Annotated in this window: 20 protein-coding genes; 18 read left to right on the top strand and 2 right to left on the bottom strand. The window is 33.0% G+C overall.

Translation table 11 applies throughout. The features are described from left to right. Window positions 1-2 precede the first annotated feature (2 nt). From efp to JM658_RS04995, 8 genes are all read left to right on the top strand, one after another. Window positions 3-569 carry an elongation factor P gene (gene efp / locus JM658_RS04960; protein WP_236958135.1) on the top strand — a complete coding sequence of 189 codons (567 nt, stop codon included), beginning with the start codon at window positions 3-5 and terminating at the stop codon, window positions 567-569. Window positions 570-630: 61 nt separating this feature from the next. Then, window positions 631-1,560 carry a UDP-3-O-(3-hydroxymyristoyl)glucosamine N-acyltransferase gene (locus tag JM658_RS04965; RefSeq protein ID WP_236958136.1) on the top strand — a complete coding sequence of 310 codons (930 nt, stop codon included), beginning with the start codon at window positions 631-633 and terminating at the stop codon, window positions 1,558-1,560. A gap of 4 nt (window positions 1,561-1,564) precedes the next feature. Beyond that, window positions 1,565-1,984, top strand: coding sequence for a nuclear transport factor 2 family protein (locus tag JM658_RS04970; protein ID WP_236958137.1), 420 nt, complete (start codon window positions 1,565-1,567; stop codon window positions 1,982-1,984). Window positions 1,985-2,078: 94 nt separating this feature from the next. Continuing rightward, complete coding sequence (gene sucD, locus JM658_RS04975; protein WP_236958138.1) at window positions 2,079-2,951, top strand: succinate--CoA ligase subunit alpha; 873 nt, start codon at window positions 2,079-2,081, stop codon at window positions 2,949-2,951. Between the two features lie 90 nt (window positions 2,952-3,041). Continuing rightward, window positions 3,042-6,008 carry a M16 family metallopeptidase gene (locus JM658_RS04980; protein WP_236958139.1) on the top strand — a complete coding sequence of 989 codons (2,967 nt, stop codon included), beginning with the start codon at window positions 3,042-3,044 and terminating at the stop codon, window positions 6,006-6,008. A 116-nt stretch (window positions 6,009-6,124) separates the two neighbouring features. After that, entirely contained in the window at window positions 6,125-6,871 is a 747-nt protein-coding gene (gene fabG, locus JM658_RS04985) for a 3-oxoacyl-[acyl-carrier-protein] reductase (protein WP_236958140.1), read from the top strand. 175 nt (window positions 6,872-7,046) lie between these two features. Next, window positions 7,047-9,080, top strand: a complete 2,034-nt coding sequence (locus tag JM658_RS04990; protein ID WP_236958141.1) for a VWA domain-containing protein — start codon at window positions 7,047-7,049, stop codon at window positions 9,078-9,080. A gap of 150 nt (window positions 9,081-9,230) precedes the next feature. Continuing rightward, complete coding sequence (locus tag JM658_RS04995) at window positions 9,231-10,046, top strand: prohibitin family protein (protein ID WP_236958142.1); 816 nt, start codon at window positions 9,231-9,233, stop codon at window positions 10,044-10,046. An 82-nt stretch (window positions 10,047-10,128) separates the two neighbouring features. Here the strand turns inward: JM658_RS04995 and JM658_RS05000 are convergent, their stop codons facing one another. Both JM658_RS05000 and JM658_RS05005 read right to left on the bottom strand, forming a co-directional pair. Then, window positions 10,129-10,677: a hypothetical protein gene (locus JM658_RS05000; protein ID WP_236958143.1), complete on the bottom strand. Its 549-nt coding sequence runs from the start codon at window positions 10,675-10,677 to the stop codon at window positions 10,129-10,131. A gap of 174 nt (window positions 10,678-10,851) precedes the next feature. Further along, window positions 10,852-11,610: a hypothetical protein gene (locus tag JM658_RS05005; RefSeq protein ID WP_236958144.1), complete on the bottom strand. Its 759-nt coding sequence runs from the start codon at window positions 11,608-11,610 to the stop codon at window positions 10,852-10,854. A gap of 420 nt (window positions 11,611-12,030) precedes the next feature. On the opposite strand from JM658_RS05005, the gene hisG reads away from it, so the two are divergent. The 10 genes from hisG to corA all read left to right on the top strand — a co-directional run bounded on the left by hisG (window position 12,031) and on the right by corA (window position 20,664). Then, window positions 12,031-12,894 (top strand): ATP phosphoribosyltransferase, encoded by an 864-nt coding sequence (gene hisG, locus JM658_RS05010; protein ID WP_236958145.1) that lies wholly within the window; start codon window positions 12,031-12,033, stop codon window positions 12,892-12,894. A gap of 36 nt (window positions 12,895-12,930) precedes the next feature. Further along, the gene (gene hisD / locus JM658_RS05015; RefSeq protein ID WP_236958146.1) at window positions 12,931-14,214 is read left to right on the top strand and encodes a histidinol dehydrogenase; all 1,284 of its coding nucleotides are present in this window, start codon (window positions 12,931-12,933) and stop codon (window positions 14,212-14,214) included. Between the two features lie 34 nt (window positions 14,215-14,248). Continuing rightward, window positions 14,249-15,289: a histidinol-phosphate transaminase gene (gene hisC / locus JM658_RS05020; RefSeq protein WP_236958147.1), complete on the top strand. Its 1,041-nt coding sequence runs from the start codon at window positions 14,249-14,251 to the stop codon at window positions 15,287-15,289. Further along, window positions 15,289-16,425, top strand: a complete 1,137-nt coding sequence (gene hisB / locus JM658_RS05025; RefSeq protein WP_236958148.1) for a bifunctional histidinol-phosphatase/imidazoleglycerol-phosphate dehydratase HisB — start codon at window positions 15,289-15,291, stop codon at window positions 16,423-16,425. The genes hisC and hisB overlap by 1 nt, the downstream gene beginning before the upstream one ends. Window positions 16,426-16,528: 103 nt before the next feature. Beyond that, window positions 16,529-17,110: an imidazole glycerol phosphate synthase subunit HisH gene (hisH, locus tag JM658_RS05030; RefSeq protein ID WP_236958149.1), complete on the top strand. Its 582-nt coding sequence runs from the start codon at window positions 16,529-16,531 to the stop codon at window positions 17,108-17,110. Between the two features lie 65 nt (window positions 17,111-17,175). Further along, on the top strand, window positions 17,176-17,901 hold the full coding sequence (gene hisA, locus JM658_RS05035) for a 1-(5-phosphoribosyl)-5-[(5-phosphoribosylamino)methylideneamino]imidazole-4-carboxamide isomerase (protein WP_236958150.1): 726 nt from the start codon (window positions 17,176-17,178) through the stop codon (window positions 17,899-17,901). Window positions 17,902-17,951: 50 nt separating this feature from the next. Next, window positions 17,952-18,161 (top strand): alkylphosphonate utilization protein, encoded by a 210-nt coding sequence (locus JM658_RS05040; protein WP_236958151.1) that lies wholly within the window; start codon window positions 17,952-17,954, stop codon window positions 18,159-18,161. Next, the gene (gene hisF, locus JM658_RS05045; RefSeq protein ID WP_236958152.1) at window positions 18,162-18,917 is read left to right on the top strand and encodes an imidazole glycerol phosphate synthase subunit HisF; all 756 of its coding nucleotides are present in this window, start codon (window positions 18,162-18,164) and stop codon (window positions 18,915-18,917) included. It abuts the gene before it with no gap. Between the two features lie 22 nt (window positions 18,918-18,939). After that, on the top strand, window positions 18,940-19,536 hold the full coding sequence (hisIE, locus tag JM658_RS05050) for a bifunctional phosphoribosyl-AMP cyclohydrolase/phosphoribosyl-ATP diphosphatase HisIE (RefSeq protein ID WP_236958153.1): 597 nt from the start codon (window positions 18,940-18,942) through the stop codon (window positions 19,534-19,536). A 36-nt stretch (window positions 19,537-19,572) separates the two neighbouring features. Beyond that, window positions 19,573-20,664: a magnesium/cobalt transporter CorA gene (corA, locus tag JM658_RS05055; protein WP_236958154.1), complete on the top strand. Its 1,092-nt coding sequence runs from the start codon at window positions 19,573-19,575 to the stop codon at window positions 20,662-20,664. The last annotated feature ends 2 nt before the right edge of the window (window positions 20,665-20,666 follow it).

Genomic DNA, 20,666 nt, shown 5'->3' on the forward strand with positions numbered 1-20,666 from the left:
TTATGGCATCTACATCAGATATTAGAAAAGGATTATGTATAAGATATAATCACGATATATATAAAATCATTGAGTTTTTACACGTAAAGCCAGGAAAAGGACCTGCTTTTGTTAGAACAAAATTAAGAAGTGTTACTTCAGGAAAAGTATTAGATAATACATTTTCAGCAGGACATAAAATTGAAGATGTTCGTGTAGAAACAAGATCTTATCAGTTTTTATATCCAGAAGGAGATACGTTTCATTTTATGAATACAGATGATTACAATCAAATCACTATTCAGAAAACAGCAATAGACAATCCAGATCTTTTAAAAGAAGGAGAAGTAGTTACGATATTATTTAATACAGAAGATAGCATGCCACTTTCTGTAGATTTACCAGCACATGTTGTTTTAGAAATAACACATACAGAGCCTGGAGTAAAAGGTAATACAGCTACCAATGCAACAAAACCTGCAACAGTAGAAACTGGGGCAACGATAAATGTTCCTTTGTTTATTAATGAAGGAGATAAGATAAAAATTGATACTGATAAAGGTGCTTATATGGAGCGCTATAAAGGATAAGTTTTTATAATATTTTTTTTAATCATATTTTGTTGATTTTAGTATATCAGAATAGTTTACGATGAAGTTTCCTCAAAAGCATACCTTAAAGCAAATAGCAACTATCTTAAGTTGTGATTATGTTGGTCCTGATGATTTTCCTATAACAGGAATGAATGAAATACATGTGGTAGAGCCAGGTGATATTGTTTTTGTTGACCATCCTAAATATTATGATAAGGCGCTAGAATCTGCCGCTACCGTAGTTCTTATAAATAAAGAGGTTGAATGTCCGCCAAATAAGGGATTGTTAATTTCTGACGATCCATTTAGAGATTTTAATACGTTAACAGCTTTTTTTAAGCCTTTTGAGAAGGCTACAGCTACCATTGCTGCTTCAGCAAAAATAGGAGAGGGAACGGTTGTACAGCCAGGAGCTTTTATTGGTAATAATGTAGTCATCGGAAAAAATTGTTTGATTCATTCTAACGTTAGTATTTACGACAATTGTATTCTTGGGGATAATATCACTATTCATGCTGGAACTGTTTTAGGAGCAGATGCTTTTTATTATAAAAATAGACCAGAAGGATTTGATAAATTATTGTCTGGAGGACGTGTAGTTTTAGAAGATAATGTAGATTTAGGAGCTCTTTGTACAATAGATAGAGGAGTTACTGGAGACACTTTAATAAAAGAAGGCACGAAGATAGATAATCAGGTGCAAATTGGACATGATACTGTTATAGGTAAAAAATGTTTAATAGCCTCACAAGTAGGAATTGCTGGTTGTGTAATTATTGAAGATGAAGTGACCATCTGGGGGCAAGTGGGAATTGCTAGTGCAATTACAATAGGATCTAAGGCAGTTTTATTGGCACAGTCTGGTATTAGTAAATCTTTGGAGCCTAACAAAGCGTATTTTGGTTACCCTGCTGAAGAAGCAAGGAAGAAATATAAAGAATTGGCATCGATACGAATGATACCATCAATTATTGAAAAATTACGATAGAGATATGGGACAGTCAATAAAAAAGATTGCAAAAGATTTTTACGAACTTGAGCCTATTAAAAATAGAGCTATTTTAATGGATTACCTCCATGATGATTGTGAGCTTTATTGGAATAGTAGCAAAGGTTTTACTAAATTAAACAAGGAAGAACTTGTTGCTTTGGCCTCAAATATGGAAAATGCATATCATTCTGTAAGAACAGAGATAAGTCATTTGTTAAAAGATGGGAATAGTGTTACGGTACGTTATACCTATCATGTAAAAACAATTGAAAATCCAGATGAAGAGCAGCCATTAGCTCATTTTATAACTATATGGGAGTTTAAAGATGATAAACTTTACAAAGGGTATGAGATTAGTCAGCTTGCTGATGACAACCCCGTAAACTTAAATTCTTTTATTCCAACAAGTCAAAAAAATTAACATAAGTAAAATAATTATTTATTTTTTGAAGTAGATTTCTTAAATCGTATTCAAAAAACTATTTTTGTATAGCTTTAAATAAAATATAACCCTAATGAGTGTATTAGTAAATAAAGATTCTAAAATAATAGTACAAGGATTTACAGGTAGTGAAGGAACTTTTCATGCCGAACAAATGATTGAATATGGTACCAACCTAGTTGGTGGTGTAACTCCAGGAAAAGGAGGTCAAGAGCATTTGGGTAAACCAGTTTTTAATACTGTTAAGGAAGCGGTAGATAAAGTAGCTGCAGATGTATCAATCATTTTTGTTCCGCCAGCTTTTGCTGCTGATGCAATAATGGAAGCTGCTAATGCAGGTATCAAAGTTATAATTACTATCACGGAAGGTATTCCTGTAGCAGATATGATCAAAGCTTCAGACTATATTAAAGATATAGATTGTAGACTAATCGGGCCTAACTGTCCAGGTGTAATTACACCAGGTGAAGCTAAAGTTGGTATTATGCCAGGTTTTGTATTCAGTAAAGGTAAAGTAGGAATTGTTTCTAAATCTGGAACGCTTACGTATGAGGCTGCAGATCAAGTTGTAAAACAAGGTCTTGGTATCACAACTGCAATTGGAATTGGAGGAGATCCAATTATCGGAACTACAACTAAAGAAGCTGTAGAATTGTTAATGAACGACCCTGAAACAGAATGTATTGTTATGATCGGGGAAATTGGAGGTCAACTGGAAGCAGATGCTGCTCGTTGGGTGAAAGAAGACGGAAATAGAAAACCAGTAATAGGATTCATCGCGGGAGAAACTGCACCTAAAGGTAGAACTATGGGTCATGCAGGAGCTATTGTTGGTGGTGATGATGATACTGCTGAAGCAAAGAAACGTATTATGGGAGAATGTGGAATCCACGTTGTAGATTCTCCTGCTGAAATAGGTAAAAAAGTAGCTGAAGTTATGGGCTAAATAGCTCATATATAAAATATTATCTATATATTTATCCATCCCCTGATTTATTTAGGGGATGGATTTTTTTTTAACCAAACTATTTAAAATATGACACTTAAACTATCAAGACTCCTCCTGTTGACTATTTTATTTGTTTCTGTTAGTTGTAAAAACAATTCAGAAGAAAAAATAGTAGCAAAAACGCATACTGATGCAAACGGGTATACTTATGAAACCGTTGAGAACGATCCAACAGGATTACGCCTGTATACACTAGAAAATGGATTAAAAGTTTATCTAAGTAGAAATACAGACGAACCAAAGATTCAGACTTTTATACCTGTCAGAGCTGGTTCTGTTTATGATCCTGCAGATAATACTGGGTTAGCTCATTATTTGGAGCATATGGTTTTTAAAGGGACTCATAAATTTGGAACTACAGACTGGGATAAAGAAAAAGTACTTATTGATGAGATTTCAGATTTGTATGAAGCTCATAAGAAAGCTACCGATACCATAGAGAAAAAAGAAATATATAAAAAAATAGATAGTGTTTCTCAATTAGCTTCGCAGATAGCTATTGCTAATGAGTATGATAAAATGACGGGTTCTATAGGTGCGGAAGGTACAAATGCATGGACTTCTGTTGAAGAAACGGTATATGTAAACAAAATTCCTTCTAACGAATTGGATAAATGGCTTACTTTAGAAAGTGAGCGTTTTAGTACGTTGGTGCTTAGGTTATTTCATACAGAGTTAGAGGCAGTGTACGAAGAATTCAATAGAACACAAGATAGCGATCAGCGAAAAGAATATTATGAGATGCTTTCTACGCTATTTCCTAAGCATCCATACGGGCAGCAGCCAACTATAGGGATTTCAGAGCATCTTAAAAATCCATCTATGGCAGCTATTAATAATTATTTTGATACATATTATGTACCTAATAATATGGCAGTGATTCTGGTAGGAGATTTGGAGTTTGACGAAACTATAAAAATGGTAGATAATGCTTTTGGAGATTTCAAGCCCAAAGATGTAACCTATCCAGAGCGTCCTACAGAAGCTCCTATTACTGCTCCTATCGAAAAAGAAGTTTTTGGACCAGAAGCAGCTAGAGTTAGTATTGGTTACAGAACTCCTGGAATAGGAACAGAGGATGAAAAGTATGTCACTCTAATCGATATGCTTTTAAGTAATAGTCAGGCTGGATTAATTGATTTAAACCTTAATCAGAAGCAAAAAGTACAGCGAGCGGGGAGTTATCCAAACTTTAATAATGATTATGGGGTGCATACTTTATATGGATATCCTAAGTCTGATCAATCTCTGGAAGAAGTAAAAGATCTTTTACTATCTCAAGTTGATAAAATTAAAAAGGGAGATTTTGACGAATGGATGATTCAAGCTGTAGTTAACGATCTTAAGTTGTCTCAGATAAGAAGGTATGAAGATGCTTCTGGTGTAGCTTATGCCTATGTAGATGCCTTTGTTCATTTTCAAGATTGGGAAGATGAAGTTAAAAAGTTAGAAGAGCTTAGAAAGGTTACCAAAGAAGAATTAGTAGCGTATGCAAATAAGACATATATTGATGATTATGCTGTTGTGTATAAAAGACAAGGGGAGAGTAGAGATCTCGTAAAAGTAGAAAACCCTCCAATTACTCCAGTAGCTTTAAATAGAGATAAACAATCAGATTTCTTACAAGCATTCAATAAAATTGAGGTTCCGCCTATAAAGCCACAACATATAGATTTTGATAAAGCTATTAAAGAAACTAATACTGATAATGAATTAGAGGTTTCTTATATCGAGAATAAAGCGAATGATTTAGCTGAAATAGATATCATTTTTGATATGGGTAAAGATAACGATAAGAAGCTGCAATATGCAATTGGTTATGTTGAGTATATCGGAACAGATAAATATTCTCCAGAAGAGTTGAAAAAAGAATTCTATAAGCTTGGAATTGAATACAGCGTACGTGCTGCAAACGATAAGGCGTATGTTACAATTAGCGGACTTAGCGAGAATATGGATAAAGGATTGGAGTTGTTAGATCATTTATGGTCTAATGCAGTTGCAAATCAAGAGAGTTATGATAAGTATGTTCAGAATATCGGTAAGAGCAGAGAAGATAGCAAAGCTAGTAAAGGGAATATCTTGTGGAACGGACTAATGAGTTATGGGCAATATGGTGATAATTCTAGATTAAGAGATATTTATACCATTGATGCTCTTAAAGATATTAACCCTGAAGAATTGGTGAATATTTTTAAAGATTTGAAAAACTATAAACAACGTATTTTTTACTTCGGAAATAATATTGATGGGGCAATTGCTTCTTTAAATGAAAAGTATACGGTACCAACTACTTTAAAAGAATATCCAGATGCTAAGTTATATTTAGAAAAAGAAACTGGCGGTCATGTTTACTTTGTAGATTATGATATGGTACAAAGTGAGATGTTATTCTTAGCAAAGGGAGAAACGTTTGATCCAAAGCAAATGGCGGCTTCATCTTTATTTAATACTTACTTTGGTAGCGGATTGTCTTCGATCGTTTTTCAAGAAATAAGAGAGTCTAAGTCGCTTGCTTACTCTGCTTTTGCAGCATATAGTAATGCTTCTGAAGAAGGAAAACCTAATTATACGTATGCTTATATCGGGACACAAGCTAATAAAATGCCACAAGCTGTAGAAGCTATGATGGAATTGATGACAGATATGCCTGAAGCAAAAGAACAATTTGAATCAGCTAAAGAGTCTACATTAAAGAAATTAGCGTCAAACCGAATCAATAAGCAGGATATTTTTTGGGAATATGAGCGTTTAAAGAAAAGAGGAATTACAGAGGATACAAGACAAGCAATGTATAATGAGATTGAAAAAATGACTTTTGATGATCTAAAAAGTTTCTTTGAAGAGAATATAAAAGGAGAAACTTATGATGTAATGGTAATAGGGAACAAAAATGATGTGGATATCGATGCATTAAGAAAATTAGGAGATGTTGAGGAGCTGGAAGTTGATTATTTATTTAATTATGAGCAGCCAAAACCTCTAAAATCATAATAACATATAATTTGTAGAACTAAACCCTGCATTTTTGCAGGGTTTTTTGTTGAGAAAACATGGTATTTGCTATATTTGATATTCAGTAACAAAAACAAAAAATCTAAATATTACAGATGAAACTTTTAGAAGGTAAAACAGCGATTATCACTGGTGCTAGTCGTGGTATAGGGAAAGGAATTGCAGAAGAGTTTGCAAAACAAGGTGCTAATGTAGCGTTTACTTATAGTTCGTCCGAAGGACCAGCAAAAGAGTTAGAGAAAGAATTGTTGGCAAGTGGTGTAAAAGCAAAAGCTTATAAAAGTAATGCGGCAAGCTTTACAGAATCTCAAGAATTGGTAGATCAAGTAGTAAAAGAATTTGGAGCTATAGATATCCTTGTAAACAACGCTGGAATTACTAAAGACAACCTTTTAATGCGTATTTCTGAAGAAGATTTTGATAACGTTATTGAAGTAAATCTTAAGTCTGTTTTTAATATGACAAAAGCAGTGCAAAGAACTATGCTTAAGCAGCGAAAAGGTTCTATTATTAACATGAGCTCTGTTGTTGGAGTAAAAGGAAATGCAGGGCAAACAAACTATGCAGCGTCTAAGGCGGGAATTATTGGTTTTTCAAAATCGGTGGCTTTAGAACTTGGTTCTAGAAATATCCGTAGTAACGTTGTGGCTCCAGGATTTATTGAAACTGAAATGACAGGGGCTTTAGATGAAAAAGTAGTACAAGGTTGGAGAGATGCTATTCCATTAAAAAGAGGGGGTAACCCAGAAGATATAGCTAATGCATGTGTTTTCTTAGCATCAGATATGTCTAATTATATCACTGGTCAAGTATTACAGGTAGACGGAGGAATGCTTACTTAATATTTCCTTCGCTAGATGTAAAATTAATATTTCGAGGTATTTCTCGAAATTCTTGATTATACAATAGTAAAAACTATAATTTAGAGCGTAATCGGGTTTAAAGATTTGCTTACGCTCTAATTAAAGTTTGATTTTCATTTTTCTTTATTTTTGAAGAAATAAATATCCCATTTTAATGATAGGAGCAAGTCCTGTAATTTATGCTTTACTAGCTGCCGTTATTTCTTTGCTAATTGCCTTTTTCTTGTATAGAAAAAGAAGTCGAAAAGGTAAAGTTTTTATAGCGATGGCAATTCTTCGGTTCGTAGCTATTTTTACATTATTACTGCTCTTAATAAATATAAAATTCTCTAATAAATCCTTTTATACTGAAAAGCCTTATTTGTCAATTCTGGTAGATAACTCAAGTTCAATTAAAGAATTGGGTTATGAAGATACAGCAAGAGAATTATTGAATGAGTTGACTAATGATGAAGAGCTGAATAATCGTTTTTCAATAGAAGAATATTCTTTCGATACTGATTTATTACCACAAGATAGTTTATCGTTTTCTGGAAATCAGACTAATATTTCAAATGCATTACAAGCTTTAGAGAATATCAATCGAGGTTCAAACGGTGCGGTTTTGATGCTTTCGGACGGGAATCAAACTTATGGAGCGGATTATGCTTTCACTTCTAAGAGTCTTCAGCAGGAAGTATATCCAGTTGTGTTAGGAGATTCTACAACATATAACGATCTGAAGATTTCACAGCTGAATATAAACAAATATGCATATTTTAAAAACAAGTATCCTGTAGAGATATTTTTAAGTTTTGAAGGGAAATCTTCTGTTAAATCGGTGCTTAAAATTTATAGAGGGAACCAATTGCTATATTCAGAAAAGGTTTCTTTTGATGAAAAAAACACTTCCAAAGTTATAAAAACAGAGCTTCTAGCAGATAAAATAGGAGTACAGACTTTAAAAGCTGTTTTGGAGCCTCTTTCAGAAGAGAAGAATAAAGAAAATAACAGTAAATTATTTGCTCTTGAAGTTATTGATCAGAAAAATAACATTGCAATAGTTACTGCTACAAAGCATCCAGATATTGGAGCTTTAAAAAAAATTGTAGAAAGTAATGAGTTTCGAACGGCTTCTATCGTAGATGTAGGTGCGTTTAATGCATTGGAGAACAACTTTCAATTAGTAATTTTATATCAACCAACAAATTCGTTCAATACCGTTATTAAGGAGCTAAAGAATCGAAAACAAAACTATTGGATTATATCTGGAGAGGATACAGATTGGAATTTTCTTAATAGAGCTGAGCTTGGTTTTAATCATGTTTTGAGTGGTGGGAAAGAGGAAGTGTTGCCTCTTTATAACGATACCTATAATTCTTTTCAAACTGAAGATATTGGTTTTGATGATTTTCCACCGCTAACTGCACGTCTTGGAGGAATTGATTTTCTTGGAGCTTCTCACACATTGTTATATAAAAAAATAGGAAGTATAGCTACTGATGATCCGCAATTGGTGACTTTTGAAAAAAACGAACAAAAAGCTACAATATTACTGGGAGAAGGAATTTGGAAATGGCGAGCAGCAAGTTTTATTGAAAATGAAAGTACAGCATCTTTTGATACTTTTTTTGGGAAACTAATTCAGTATTTGTCTTCAACGGAAAAGCGAGCGCGATTAACAATAACGAGTGAATCTTTTTATTATGGTAATTCCCAAGTAAAAATAGGAGCTTCTTACTTTGATAAAAACTATGTTTTTGATCCTAATGCAACAATAAAAATAGAAGTAAAAAATAAAGAAACAGGTGCTGAGATTGTATATCCTATGCTTTATAAGGGGTCAGGTTATGAAGTAGATTTAAGTTCACTTCCTGCATCAGCGTATAGTTTTACGGTGCGTGTAGATTCAGAAAAGATCTCAAAATCTGGGAGTTTTACCATTTTAGCATTTGATGTAGAAAAGCAATTTGTAAATCCAGATACTGGGAGGTTAAATACACTGGCAGAGAATACAGGAGGAGTATTATATTTTAGCGATACTTTTTCAGATTTAAAGCAAGATCTTTTAACGAATTCTAAGTACCAATCTGTACAAAAAAGTAAGGAAAATATTGTACCTTTAATAGATTGGAAATGGTTGCTTCTAGTAATCATTATAGCACTTTCTTCGGAATGGTTTCTAAGAAAATACAATGGCTTAATTTAAAATTATATCATAAAATCGTAGGTTTTCAGATTATATTAATTATACTGTGACTTACTTTGATTGAGATTAAAAATTAGAGCATTGTATCCTATAAATAAATAGCACAAATAATTTTATTAATAATTCACTTAAACTTTTAAATACTAAAAAATGGATAAATTACCTAAGATTGGGATTCCTATTATTATCATTGCAATAGCAGTAGTTATTATACTTTTTAAATCTGCAGTAAACATTGGTTCTGGAGAGGCTGGAGTTCTTTTTAGACCTTTTTCAGATGGGGTGGTTACAGATGAGCCAGCTTTATCAGAAGGGTTTCATATTGTGGCTCCTTGGAATAGTGTTACTCTTTATGAAGTTCGTCAGCAAGAGCTTTCAGAAAAAATGCAAGTATTATCTTCAAACGGACTGGAGATTAAATTGGATGCTTCTATATGGTTTCAACCACAATACGATAATTTAGGTGTATTGCATCAAGAAAGAGGAGTAGATTATATTTCTCGTGTATTGCAGCCTGCAATTAGATCTGCAGCTAGAAGTGTGGTAGGTAGATATACACCAGAACAATTGTATTCTAGTAAAAGGGATGCGATACAGGAGGAGATTTACGATGAGACGAGAAAGATATTATCGAATCAATATGTGCAATTAAATCAGATTTTAGTTAGAGATGTTACGCTGCCTGCAACTATTAAAGATGCGATAGAACGTAAACTTCGTCAGGAACAAGAGTCGTTAGAGTATGAGTTTAGAATAGAGAAAGCAGAGAAAGAGGCTCAAAAGCAAATAATCGAAGCGCAAGGTAAAGCAGATGCAAACCAGATTTTAAGTGCATCTCTTACAGATAAAATTCTTCAGGATAAAGGAATTGAAGCTACAATTAAATTATCAGAGTCTCAAAACTCTAAAGTTGTTGTTATTGGTAGTGGAGATGATGGGTTGCCTATTATTTTGGGGAATCAATAAGATAATATAACAATAAGTGTCAGCAATATCAGCTGATGTAAGGAATAATGAAAACTGGGTTTTTAAGTAAGCTCAGTTTTTATTATTTTAAAGAGTCTTTAAGTTTTTGTGCTTTTCCTTTCCAGTCATCTCTTTTAATGCGTCCTGGAAAAAACTCAATGAGTTCAGTTACAATTTCAATATCTCTATCGTTCAATTTACTTAATTGATCGTATTTGTAGATCCCAATTCCGTTTAACTTCTTTTCAATAAAAGGGCCAATTCCTTCAATCAATTTTAAGTCATCTTTAGCTTCTTCAGAGGCAATACCTATAACATTAAAATCGAGTTTAAGATTCGAAGAAGGCTTTTTGATAGTAGTAACCTTAAGTTCCTTATCCATAGACATTCCACTTCTTCCTCGAGTTTGTACCGCTTTTATCTTACTGTCTTCAGCAAAATTAATAGCTTCACTTTTAAGGTTGTTTACCAACGTACTTTTATCTAGCAAGCATTTTTCAAGTTCATTTTTATATTTATTATTCTTTAGGGCTCTGCCTATAAACAAACCAATAAAAAAAGCTAAAGTTACTATTGCGGGAATAAAATAGGGGTTTGTAGTTAAATTTGATGGGTCTATCTGTGCTATCATAGGGGGTATGTGAGGTAATAATTTTTACTAAAGTATAAAATAGTACCAAAGTTTTCAATCTTTTTCGAGAATAAAATAGCAATTAGAGGAATATAAGTCTAATAGAGGCAAAAAAAAACTGACGTTAAAACAAATGCTTAACGTCAGAGATTATAAATAATTTATTTTTTAAGCTTATAGCTTTTTTAGATCATCACGAACTTCTAAGTAAAAGGCATTGAAATCTGGATGTAAGAAAATGTATGATACATTTCCACCTCCAGTATTTGTAGTCACTTTTAATCTTGTTGGTGCAATTTCAAAATCTTCTTGAAGTGTTTTTGTAATAGCAGAAGCTCTTAAAGAGTTAATTCTCCAATCATCACCAGCGCTCTGTGCTGATACTGATAATTCTGGGTACTTTGTTATTGTAGCTGCAAGTCTTCCAATAAAGTCTTTGGCAGAAGCTGTTACTTCAGGATTGTCTTCTTTTCCGCTGAAAAGAGTAGAATTTTCCATTTTCACGATAATAGATCCTTTTTCAACTCCAATTTGAGCGTTTTCTCCTAGTGTTTTTTTAAGGTCTGTTAATACTAATAATGCTACAGAGTCGTTAGCGCTAAAAGTATCTCTAATTCCTTTTATTTGTTTTTCTCTTTTTCTTAAAGCTTCTAAAGTTCTACTAATACTGTTGGATTGTTGTGTGGAAGTAGATAAGAAATTGTTCATATTATCTAAAAGTCCCTTATTGGTTTCTTCTAGTTGCTCCACCTGAAATTCTAAGCTTTTAACTTTATTCTGTGATACAGCTAAGTCAGATTGCGTTTGTTTTAAAACTTTAACCTTGTCGTTTAAGGTTGCAACTTGTTCTTTTAATTCCTTTTTACTCTGAGCAGAAAGGGGGGTATTAATTGATAATACTAATAAAAGCAAAGTAATAGTAAAAGTTCTCATTATAAGTATTTGTTTATTTTAAATGCAGCACAAGATATTATTTTTTAATAAGATGACATAAAGAAGAATGCAAACCTTTAAATTTTTCTGTATTTTTTATTCAGAACGACTTTTTAGGTTTTATTAATAGAAAAAATATAACTTTTCTTATTAAAATCGAGAGATTTAATATATTGTGATAAAAAAACTCAATATTATTTGCATATCTTTTTTATAATGATTTAAATTTGTAGAAGATTATAATAACAATGACAATATATACATCACATCATCATCATTTTCATACTTGCGCTCAAGCGAGGTGAGATTGTTATGTGTGATTTTTACATAATAAAAACCCGTTTGAGTAATCAAACGGGTTTTTTTATTGATTTTTTTTAAATAAAACCGTACCAAGAAATAAGTATTTTTATAAAAATTATGGAAGAAAGAAAAATAAAAATTGCGATTCAGAAGTCAGGAAGGTTAAATGAAGATTCTCTGAAAATCTTAAAAGACTGTGGTATTTCTATAGATAATGGAAGAGAGCAGTTAAAGGCTTCTGCTAGAAATTTCCCTTTGGAGGTAATGTATTTACGAAATGGAGATATCCCTCAGTATTTAAGAGATGGAGTTGTAGATCTAGCTATTGTTGGCGAAAATCTACTAATTGAGAAGGGTAAGGACTTACAGATTGTAGAAAAGTTAGGATTTTCTAAGTGTAAAGTTTCATTAGCAGTTCCAAAAGGTAGTGACTTCACTTCCGTTAAAGATCTTGATGGAAAAAAAATAGCTACGTCTTACCCAAATACGGTAAATGAGTTTTTGCAGAGAGAGAAAATCAATGCAGAACTTCATATAATTAGTGGTTCTGTAGAAATAGCCCCTAATATTGGACTTGCAGATGCTATTGTAGATATAGTATCTAGTGGAAGTACCCTTTTTAAAAATAACCTTAAAGAGGTAATTACAATTCTTAGAAGTGAGGCTGTTCTAGTTGGTCCACCTATAATCGATGAAGAAATTAGGGCTGTTGTAGATAAGCTGAGATTTAGAATCCAGTCAGTTTTAAAAGCTAGAGATTCTAAATATGTATTGCTTAATGCTCCAAATGATAAAATCGATAAGATCATAGAATTGCTTCCAGGAATGAGAAGTCCTACTGTATTACCTCTTGCAGAAGAGGGTTGGAGCTCTATTCATACCGTTATCAATAAAGATAGATTTTGGGAGATTATAGATGAACTTAAAGCGGTTGGAGCTGAAGGGATTTTAGTTTGCCCAATAGAAAAAATGGTAATGTAGTAAGTAGATTTATTTAAATCATAATAAAAATAAAAAATGAGCAACATATATAACCCAAAGCGAGAAGAATGGTCGGAAATATTACAACGCCCTACGCAAACTATTGATGATATTGAGGCAACTGTATATGAGGTTTTTAATGAAGTAAAGCAAAAAGGAGACGAAGCTGTTAAAAAGTATACCAGCCTTTTTGATGGAGTAACTTTATCTTCTAACATTGTTTCTGAAAAGGAAATAGAAGAGGCTAATAGTCTTGTTTCTGAAGAGTTGAAAGCGGCAATTGCATTAGCTAAATCTAATATAACAAGCTTTCACAAAGCACAAAAAACAGATAAAGTAACAGTAGAGACAACTGCAGGAGTATCTTGTTGGCAAGAAAAACGTCCGATAGAAAAAATTGGACTTTACATTCCAGGAGGAACTGCGCCTTTATTTTCTACAATTTTGATGTTGGCTATTCCTGCTCAAATAGCAGGTTGTAAAGAGGTTGTTTTGTGTACACCTCCAAATAAAGAAGGTAAAGTAAATCCTACAATTTTGTATACAGCAGCGCTATGTGGGGTTAGTAAAATATATAAAGTAGGAGGGATACAAGCTATTGCAGCAATGACTTTCGGAACAGATTCTATCTCTAAAGTTTATAAAATATTTGGACCAGGGAACCAGTTTGTAACAGTTGCAAAGCAATTGGCAACACGTTACAATGTAGCTATCGATATGCCTGCTGGCCCGTCAGAGTTATTAGTAGTTGCAGATGAAACAGCAAAGGCTGCTTATGTGGCTTCAGATTTGCTTTCTCAAGCGGAACACGGTGCAGATAGTCAGGTGGTTTTGGTTTCTACTTCTAAAGATTTGATTGAAGCGGTTTCTGAAGAAATAGAATTACAGATAAATGAATTGCCAAGAGTAGAAATAGCTAAGAAAGCTATTGAAAATTCAAGATTTATTTTAGTAGATAATGATGAAGAGGCTTTGGAGTTGATTAATGAATATGGTCCTGAGCATTTTATAGTGGTTACGAGTAACGAAGATTTTTATGTAAACGGAGTTACCAATGCTGGATCTGTCTTTATAGGAGATTATACTCCAGAAAGTGCTGGAGACTATGCTTCGGGAACAAATCATACGTTGCCTACTAATGGGTATGCAAAGCAATATAGTGGTGTTAACCTTGATAGTTTTATGAAGAGTATGACTTTTCAGAAAATATCGAAAGACGGAATTAAAAGTATAGGTCCTGCAATTGAGTTAATGGCAGAAGCAGAAGGTTTACAAGCACATAAAAATGCTGTTACATTACGTTTAAATGACTTAAAATAAGGGAAAGTATATATTGGTTAACGAACAATAGAAAATGACATTCGATATAAATAATTTGGTTCGCGAGAACGTAAAGAAACTGAAACCTTATTCGTCGGCGAGAGATGAGTTTAAGGACTTTGATAAAGAGATGGTTTTTTTAGACGCTAATGAGAACCCGTTTAACAATGGTGTAAATAGGTATCCAGATCCACAACAGCGTTCTTTAAAAGATGTTTTGGCGCAACAAAAGCAAATAAAGACCTCTCAGGTTCTTTTAGGGAATGGGAGTGATGAAGTTCTAGATCTTATTTTTAGAGCTTTCTGTGAGCCTAAAAAAGACAATATTATAACGCTTCCTCCAACCTACGGAATGTATAAAGTGTTGGCAGAAACAAATGATATTGAAAATAGAGAAGTACTACTTACAGAAGATTTTGAACCTAATGTAGAGGCGATCATAAAAGAAGCTGATAGCAACTCTAAGCTTTTATTTATTTGCTCTCCTAATAATCCTACTGGAAATATATTCAATATTAAAAAGGTAGCGCAGTTGCTCCAAAATTTCTCTGGTATTGTTGTAATTGATGAAGCATATATTGATTTTTCTGAAGCTCCAAGTTGGGTTTCTAAATTATCAGAGTATCCAAATTTAATAATAACGCAAACCTTGTCTAAAGCATATGGAATGGCTGGAATTAGATTAGGGATATGTTATGCTTCTGAAGAAATAATTTCAGTAATTAATAAAATAAAACCTCCTTATAACGTAAATGAGCTAACTCAAAAAAGGGCTTTAGATAGAGTTCTTGATGTAGAGTCTGTTAAAAATGAAATCAACTCAATTTTAAGTGAAAGAAGTGTTTTATATAAAGCTTTACTTGAAGTTAATTTTGTCGATAATATTTATCCATCAGATTCAAATTTTGTACTAGCTAAAGTTGATAATGCAGATTTACGTTATCAACAATTACTCGAAAAAGGGGTGGTTATTCGTAACCGTTCTTCACAGCCACTTTGTGAAAACACACTCCGATTTACGATAGGAACTCCTTCAGAAAACAAACAATTAATAGAAGTTTTAAAAGAATTATAATGGCAAAAAAAGTGCTTTTTATAGACCGAGATGGGACACTCATAAAAGAACCCGCAGATGAGCAAATTGATGCTTTTGATAAATTAGATTTTTACCCGCAGGCGTTTACATATATGAAAAGAATTGCGGAAGAGTTCGATTATGAATTGGTAATGATTACAAATCAAGATGGACTCGGTACCGATGTGTATCCGGAAGATACATTTTGGCCTGTTCATAATTTTATAATGCGATCTTTTGAGAATGAAGGGGTTGTTTTTAAAGAAGTGTTTATAGACAAGACTTTTGCAAAAGATAATGCGCCTACAAGAAAGCCAAATACAGGGCTACTAACTAAGTATTTCTCTGAAGAATATGACTTGGCTAATTCTTTTGTGATTGGAGATCGTCTAACAGACATTGAGTTAGCTAAGAATTTAGGTTCTAAAGGTATTTTTATTAATGATGAAAGTTATTTGGGAGCTGATGAGATATCGGTAAAAAGAAATGACCTTGATGCTTTTATAGCCTTGGAGACAGCTAGTTGGAAAGAAATATATGACTTCTTAAAACTAGATAATCGTGTTGCTGAGATTACAAGAAAAACGAATGAAACGGATATTTTTATAAAACTTAACCTAGATGGAACCGGAAAGAGTGATATAGCTACAGGTTTAGCGTTTTTTGACCATATGTTAGATCAGATTTCTCGTCACGGGCAAATGGATCTAACGGTTAAAGTTAATGGGGATTTGGAGGTAGATGAGCATCATACAATAGAAGATACTGCAATTACATTAGGTGAAGTTTTTAGTATGGCGTTAGGAAATAAGTTAGGTATAGAACGATATGGATTTTGCTTGCCTATGGACGATTGTCTAGCACAAGTTGCTATCGATTTTGGAGGAAGAAACTGGTTGGTTTGGGACGCCGATTTTAAAAGAGAGATGATAGGGCAGATGCCTACAGAAATGTTTTATCACTTTTTTAAATCGTTTACCGATGGTGCAAAAGCTAATCTAAATGTAAAGGCTGAAGGGCAAAATGAGCACCATAAAATAGAGGCAATTTTTAAAGCTTTTGCCAAAGCAATTAAAGTAGCTGTTAAAAGAGATACTGAAAAAATGATTCTCCCTTCCACTAAAGGGATGCTTTAAGTAAATCATTTAATTATCTGGTAATAAATACATTAAATTTAAATATAGAAAATATACTCATAGCGAATTTTTAACTTTTAATTTGAATTTTTAAAACATAATAGTGAATATAACAATCATAGATTACGGAGCAGGAAACATACAAAGTATAAAATTTGCTTTCCAAAGAATAGGTATAAATCCTGAGTTAACTCATGATGCTGAATTGATAATGAAGGCCGATAAAGTAATTTTTCCTGGAGTTGGAGAAGCGAGTAGCGCAATGCATAAATTGGAAGCTACTAGTCTAGATGTTTTGATTCCAAAATTAAAACAACCTGTTTTAGGAATTTGCCTAGGGATGCAATTAATGTGTAATGCATCAGAAGAAGGAGCTACAAAAGGATTGGGTATTTTTGATGTTGATGTAAAAAAATTCAGCAATAAAGTAAAGGTGCCACAGATTGGATGGAATCAGATTTCAGATTTAAAAACGCCACTTTTTAATGAAATTTCAGAAAAAGAGTATATGTATTTAGTACATAGTTTTTATGCACCAATTTGTTCAGAAACCATAGCAACTTCTAATTATGAATTAGATTATTCGTCTGCATTGCATAAAGATAATTTTTACGGAACACAGTTTCATCCAGAAAAAAGTAGTTTAGCAGGTCAGCGAGTTTTGGAGAACTTTTTGAAATTATAGTGAAGTTAGCCAATTGGCAGAATTGCAAAAGGTGTAAAGAATAAGATAATTCTAAAAGAAAAAAAATGAGAATAATACCCGCAATAGATATAATAGAAGGCAAGTGTGTGCGTCTTTCTAAAGGAGATTATAACACCAAAAAGATATATAATGAGCACCCGTTGGAAGTGGCTAAAGAGTTTGAGGCGCATGGGATAGAGTATTTGCATTTGGTGGATTTAGATGGCGCAAAGAGTAAGCACATTGTAAACTATAAGGTTTTAGAAGCCATAGCTAGCAAAACAAGTCTAAAAATAGATTTTGGAGGCGGATTAAAATCTGATGAAGATTTAAAAATAGCTTTTGAAAGCGGTGCAAATCAAATTACTGGAGGGAGTATTGCAGTTAAGGAGCCAAGTGTTTTTGAAAGTTGGATCAATAACTACGGAAATGATAAGATTATTTTAGGAGCAGATGCAGATAATGAAAAAGTAGCTGTTTCTGGATGGCAAGAAGAATCGGATGAAGAATTATTACCTTTTATATCAAAATACCTTCAAAAAGGGATAGAATATGTAATTTGTACCGATATTAGTAAAGACGGAATGTTGGAAGGACCTTCATTTGCGCTTTACAAGAAGATTATAGAGACTTCTAAAGAAATTAAACTAATAGCTTCAGGAGGGATTTCTGCCTTTGATGAGCTTCCTAAATTGGCCGAAATAGGTTGTGAAGGAACAATTATTGGGAAAGCTATTTATGAAGGTAGAATTAGTTTAAAACAGTTGGAAGATTATATTTTGAATAAATAAGAACATATTGCTGTCTCCATTTTAGGGAGATGGTATTAAAAATTAGAAAAATGGAAGTAAAAGACAGTAATGGAAATGTTTTAAATGACGGTGATTCTGTACACTTAACAAAAGATTTGAAAGTAAAAGGGATGTCGAAAACCTTAAAACGTGGTAATGCGATTAAGAACATCCGTCTTACAGGTTCTCCAGATGAGGTAGAATGTAGAGTAGGGAAAAGTACAATAGTATTAAAAACACAATTTTTAAAGAAGTCCTAAATGCTAACAAAACGGATTATTCCTTGTTTAGATATTAAGAATGGTCGTACGGTAAAGGGCGTTAATTTTGTTGACTTAAGAGATGCTGGTGATCCAGTAGAGTTGGCCAAATTATATGCTGAAAACGGTGCTGATGAATTGGTTTTTTTAGATATTTCTGCTACGGAAGAAAGAAGAAAAACACTGATAGATTTGGTGCTTCGTGTGGCAGAGAATGTTAATATTCCATTTACAGTTGGTGGCGGAATATCTTCAGTTGAAGATGTTGACGTTTTACTTAAATCGGGGGCTGATAAAGTATCTATAAATTCTTCAGCAGTTAAAAATCCGCAGTTAATAAATGAGCTTTCAGCTAAATTTGGAAGTCAGTGTGTGGTTGTCGCTATTGATGCTAAACAAATTAACGGACAATGGAAAGTGCATTTAGTAGGTGGAAAAGTACCTACGGAGCTTGATTTATTTGACTGGGCAGAAGAAGTAGAAAAACGTGGAGCTGGAGAGATATTGTTTACTTCCATGGATAATGATGGTACAAAAGACGGCTTTGCAAACAAGGCATTAGCAAAATTATCTACAGATTTAAATATCCCGATAATAGCTTCAGGAGGAGCAGGGAAAATAGAACATTTTACAGATACTTTTGTTGAAGGAAAAGCTGATGCAGCATTAGCGGCAAGTGTTTTTCATTTTAAAGAAATAGAAATCAATGACCTAAAGGAGGTCTTGAGAGAAAATGGTATTCCTGTAAGATTATAATAGATTTAGAAGAAGTATAAAAATGAAAATAGATTTTAATAAAAACGGCGACTCTTTGGTTCCAGCGGTAATTCAAGATGTAAACACTAAAAAAGTGTTGATGTTGGGATACATGAATGAAGAGGCATACAAACAAACCTTAGAAACTGAAAAGGTGACTTTTTTTAGTAGAACGAAGCAACGTTTGTGGACAAAAGGAGAGGAAAGTGGAAATTTTTTATTGCTGAAAGACATTAAAGTCGACTGTGATAATGATACTCTTTTAATTCAAGTTTCGCCTGTTGGTCCTGTTTGCCATAAAGGAACAGACACATGTTGGGAGGAAACTAATGAAGCTAGTTACGGATTTATTAGTAAGTTGGAAGCGATAATTTCTGATAGAAAAGAAAATAAAGATAATGAAGAGAGTTATGTAGCGTCACTTTTTAGAAGTGGAATCAATAAAATAGCTCAAAAAGTAGGAGAGGAGGCTGTTGAAACTGTAATTGAAGCCAAAGATGATAATGCAGATTTGTTTTTAAATGAAAGTGCAGACTTACTTTTCCATTACCTTATTTTACTACAAGCAAAAGGATATACTTTAAAAGACATTGTAAAAGTGCTTGAAGAGAGAAATTAAGTTTTATTATCTTTATAAAAAGCATTATTAAAATTTATGAGTAAAAAGAAGATAGATCTTAAGAAAGCGATACGTAAACCATTTAAATCGCTCCGAAAAGTTGGTAAAGCTCCAGGAACGATCACTTATATGGGGCATCGCGAAGGTGGAGAGAATAAGATTACTGTAACAGACTATTCTGATGATTTTTGCGTAACAAAAGATTTTGATGATGTTAAGGAGGCTTTTGTATTTCGGGATACAGATACCGTTTCTTGGATAAATGTTCAAGGATTAAGTAATGAGGTTGAAATAGAAAAGCTTGGGGAGTACTATAAAATTAATCCGTTAGTTTTAGAGGATCTTGTAAATACTAATCAGCGGCCTAAAATCGATGAGTACGACGAATATGTGTTTTGTGTTTTAAAAATGCTGTATTTGGATGATGATTGTAAGTTGATTACAGAGCACGTAGCTGTTATACTTTGTGAGCATACAGTACTCTTTTTTCAGGAGGTGGAAGATGATGTTTTTAATGGAGTTCGAGATCGTTTAAATAATAAATATGGTAGAATTAGAACCAGAAATGCCGATTACCTTTTCTTTGCACTTATAGATGCGATTATTGACCAGTATTTTGTTGTTTTAGAGAATATAACGAATCAGATAGAAATTCTAGAAGAGGAAGTTTACAATAACCCAGAACCAGAGGTGGTAAATCGAATCCAACGACTTCGAAAAGAGGTTTTGCATGTAAGAAAGAATATATATCCAGTTAAAGAGATAACCAATCGTTTAACAAAAACCGATCACCGTTTAATACACAATGAAACAAAGGTTTTCCTGAGTGATGTACACGATCATAGTATTCAGATTCATGAAACTTTAGAAATGCTTCGAGAAATGAGCATGAGTTTAATGGAGATGTATATGAGTAATGTAAGTAATAAAATGAATGAAGTGATGAAAGTATTAACTATTATGTCTAGTATTTTTATTCCGCTTACATTTATTGCAGGGGTGTATGGAATGAACTTTCAATATATGCCTGAATTACAAGAAAGGAATGCCTATTTCGTAGTTTTAGGTGTTATGTTGGTTGTATTTATTCTGATGGTTATATACTTTAAACGTAAGAAGTGGCTCTAATT

The organism is Joostella atrarenae (genome assembly GCF_021764745.1).
Taxonomy (GTDB): Bacteria; Bacteroidota; Bacteroidia; order Flavobacteriales; family Flavobacteriaceae; genus Galbibacter; species Galbibacter atrarenae.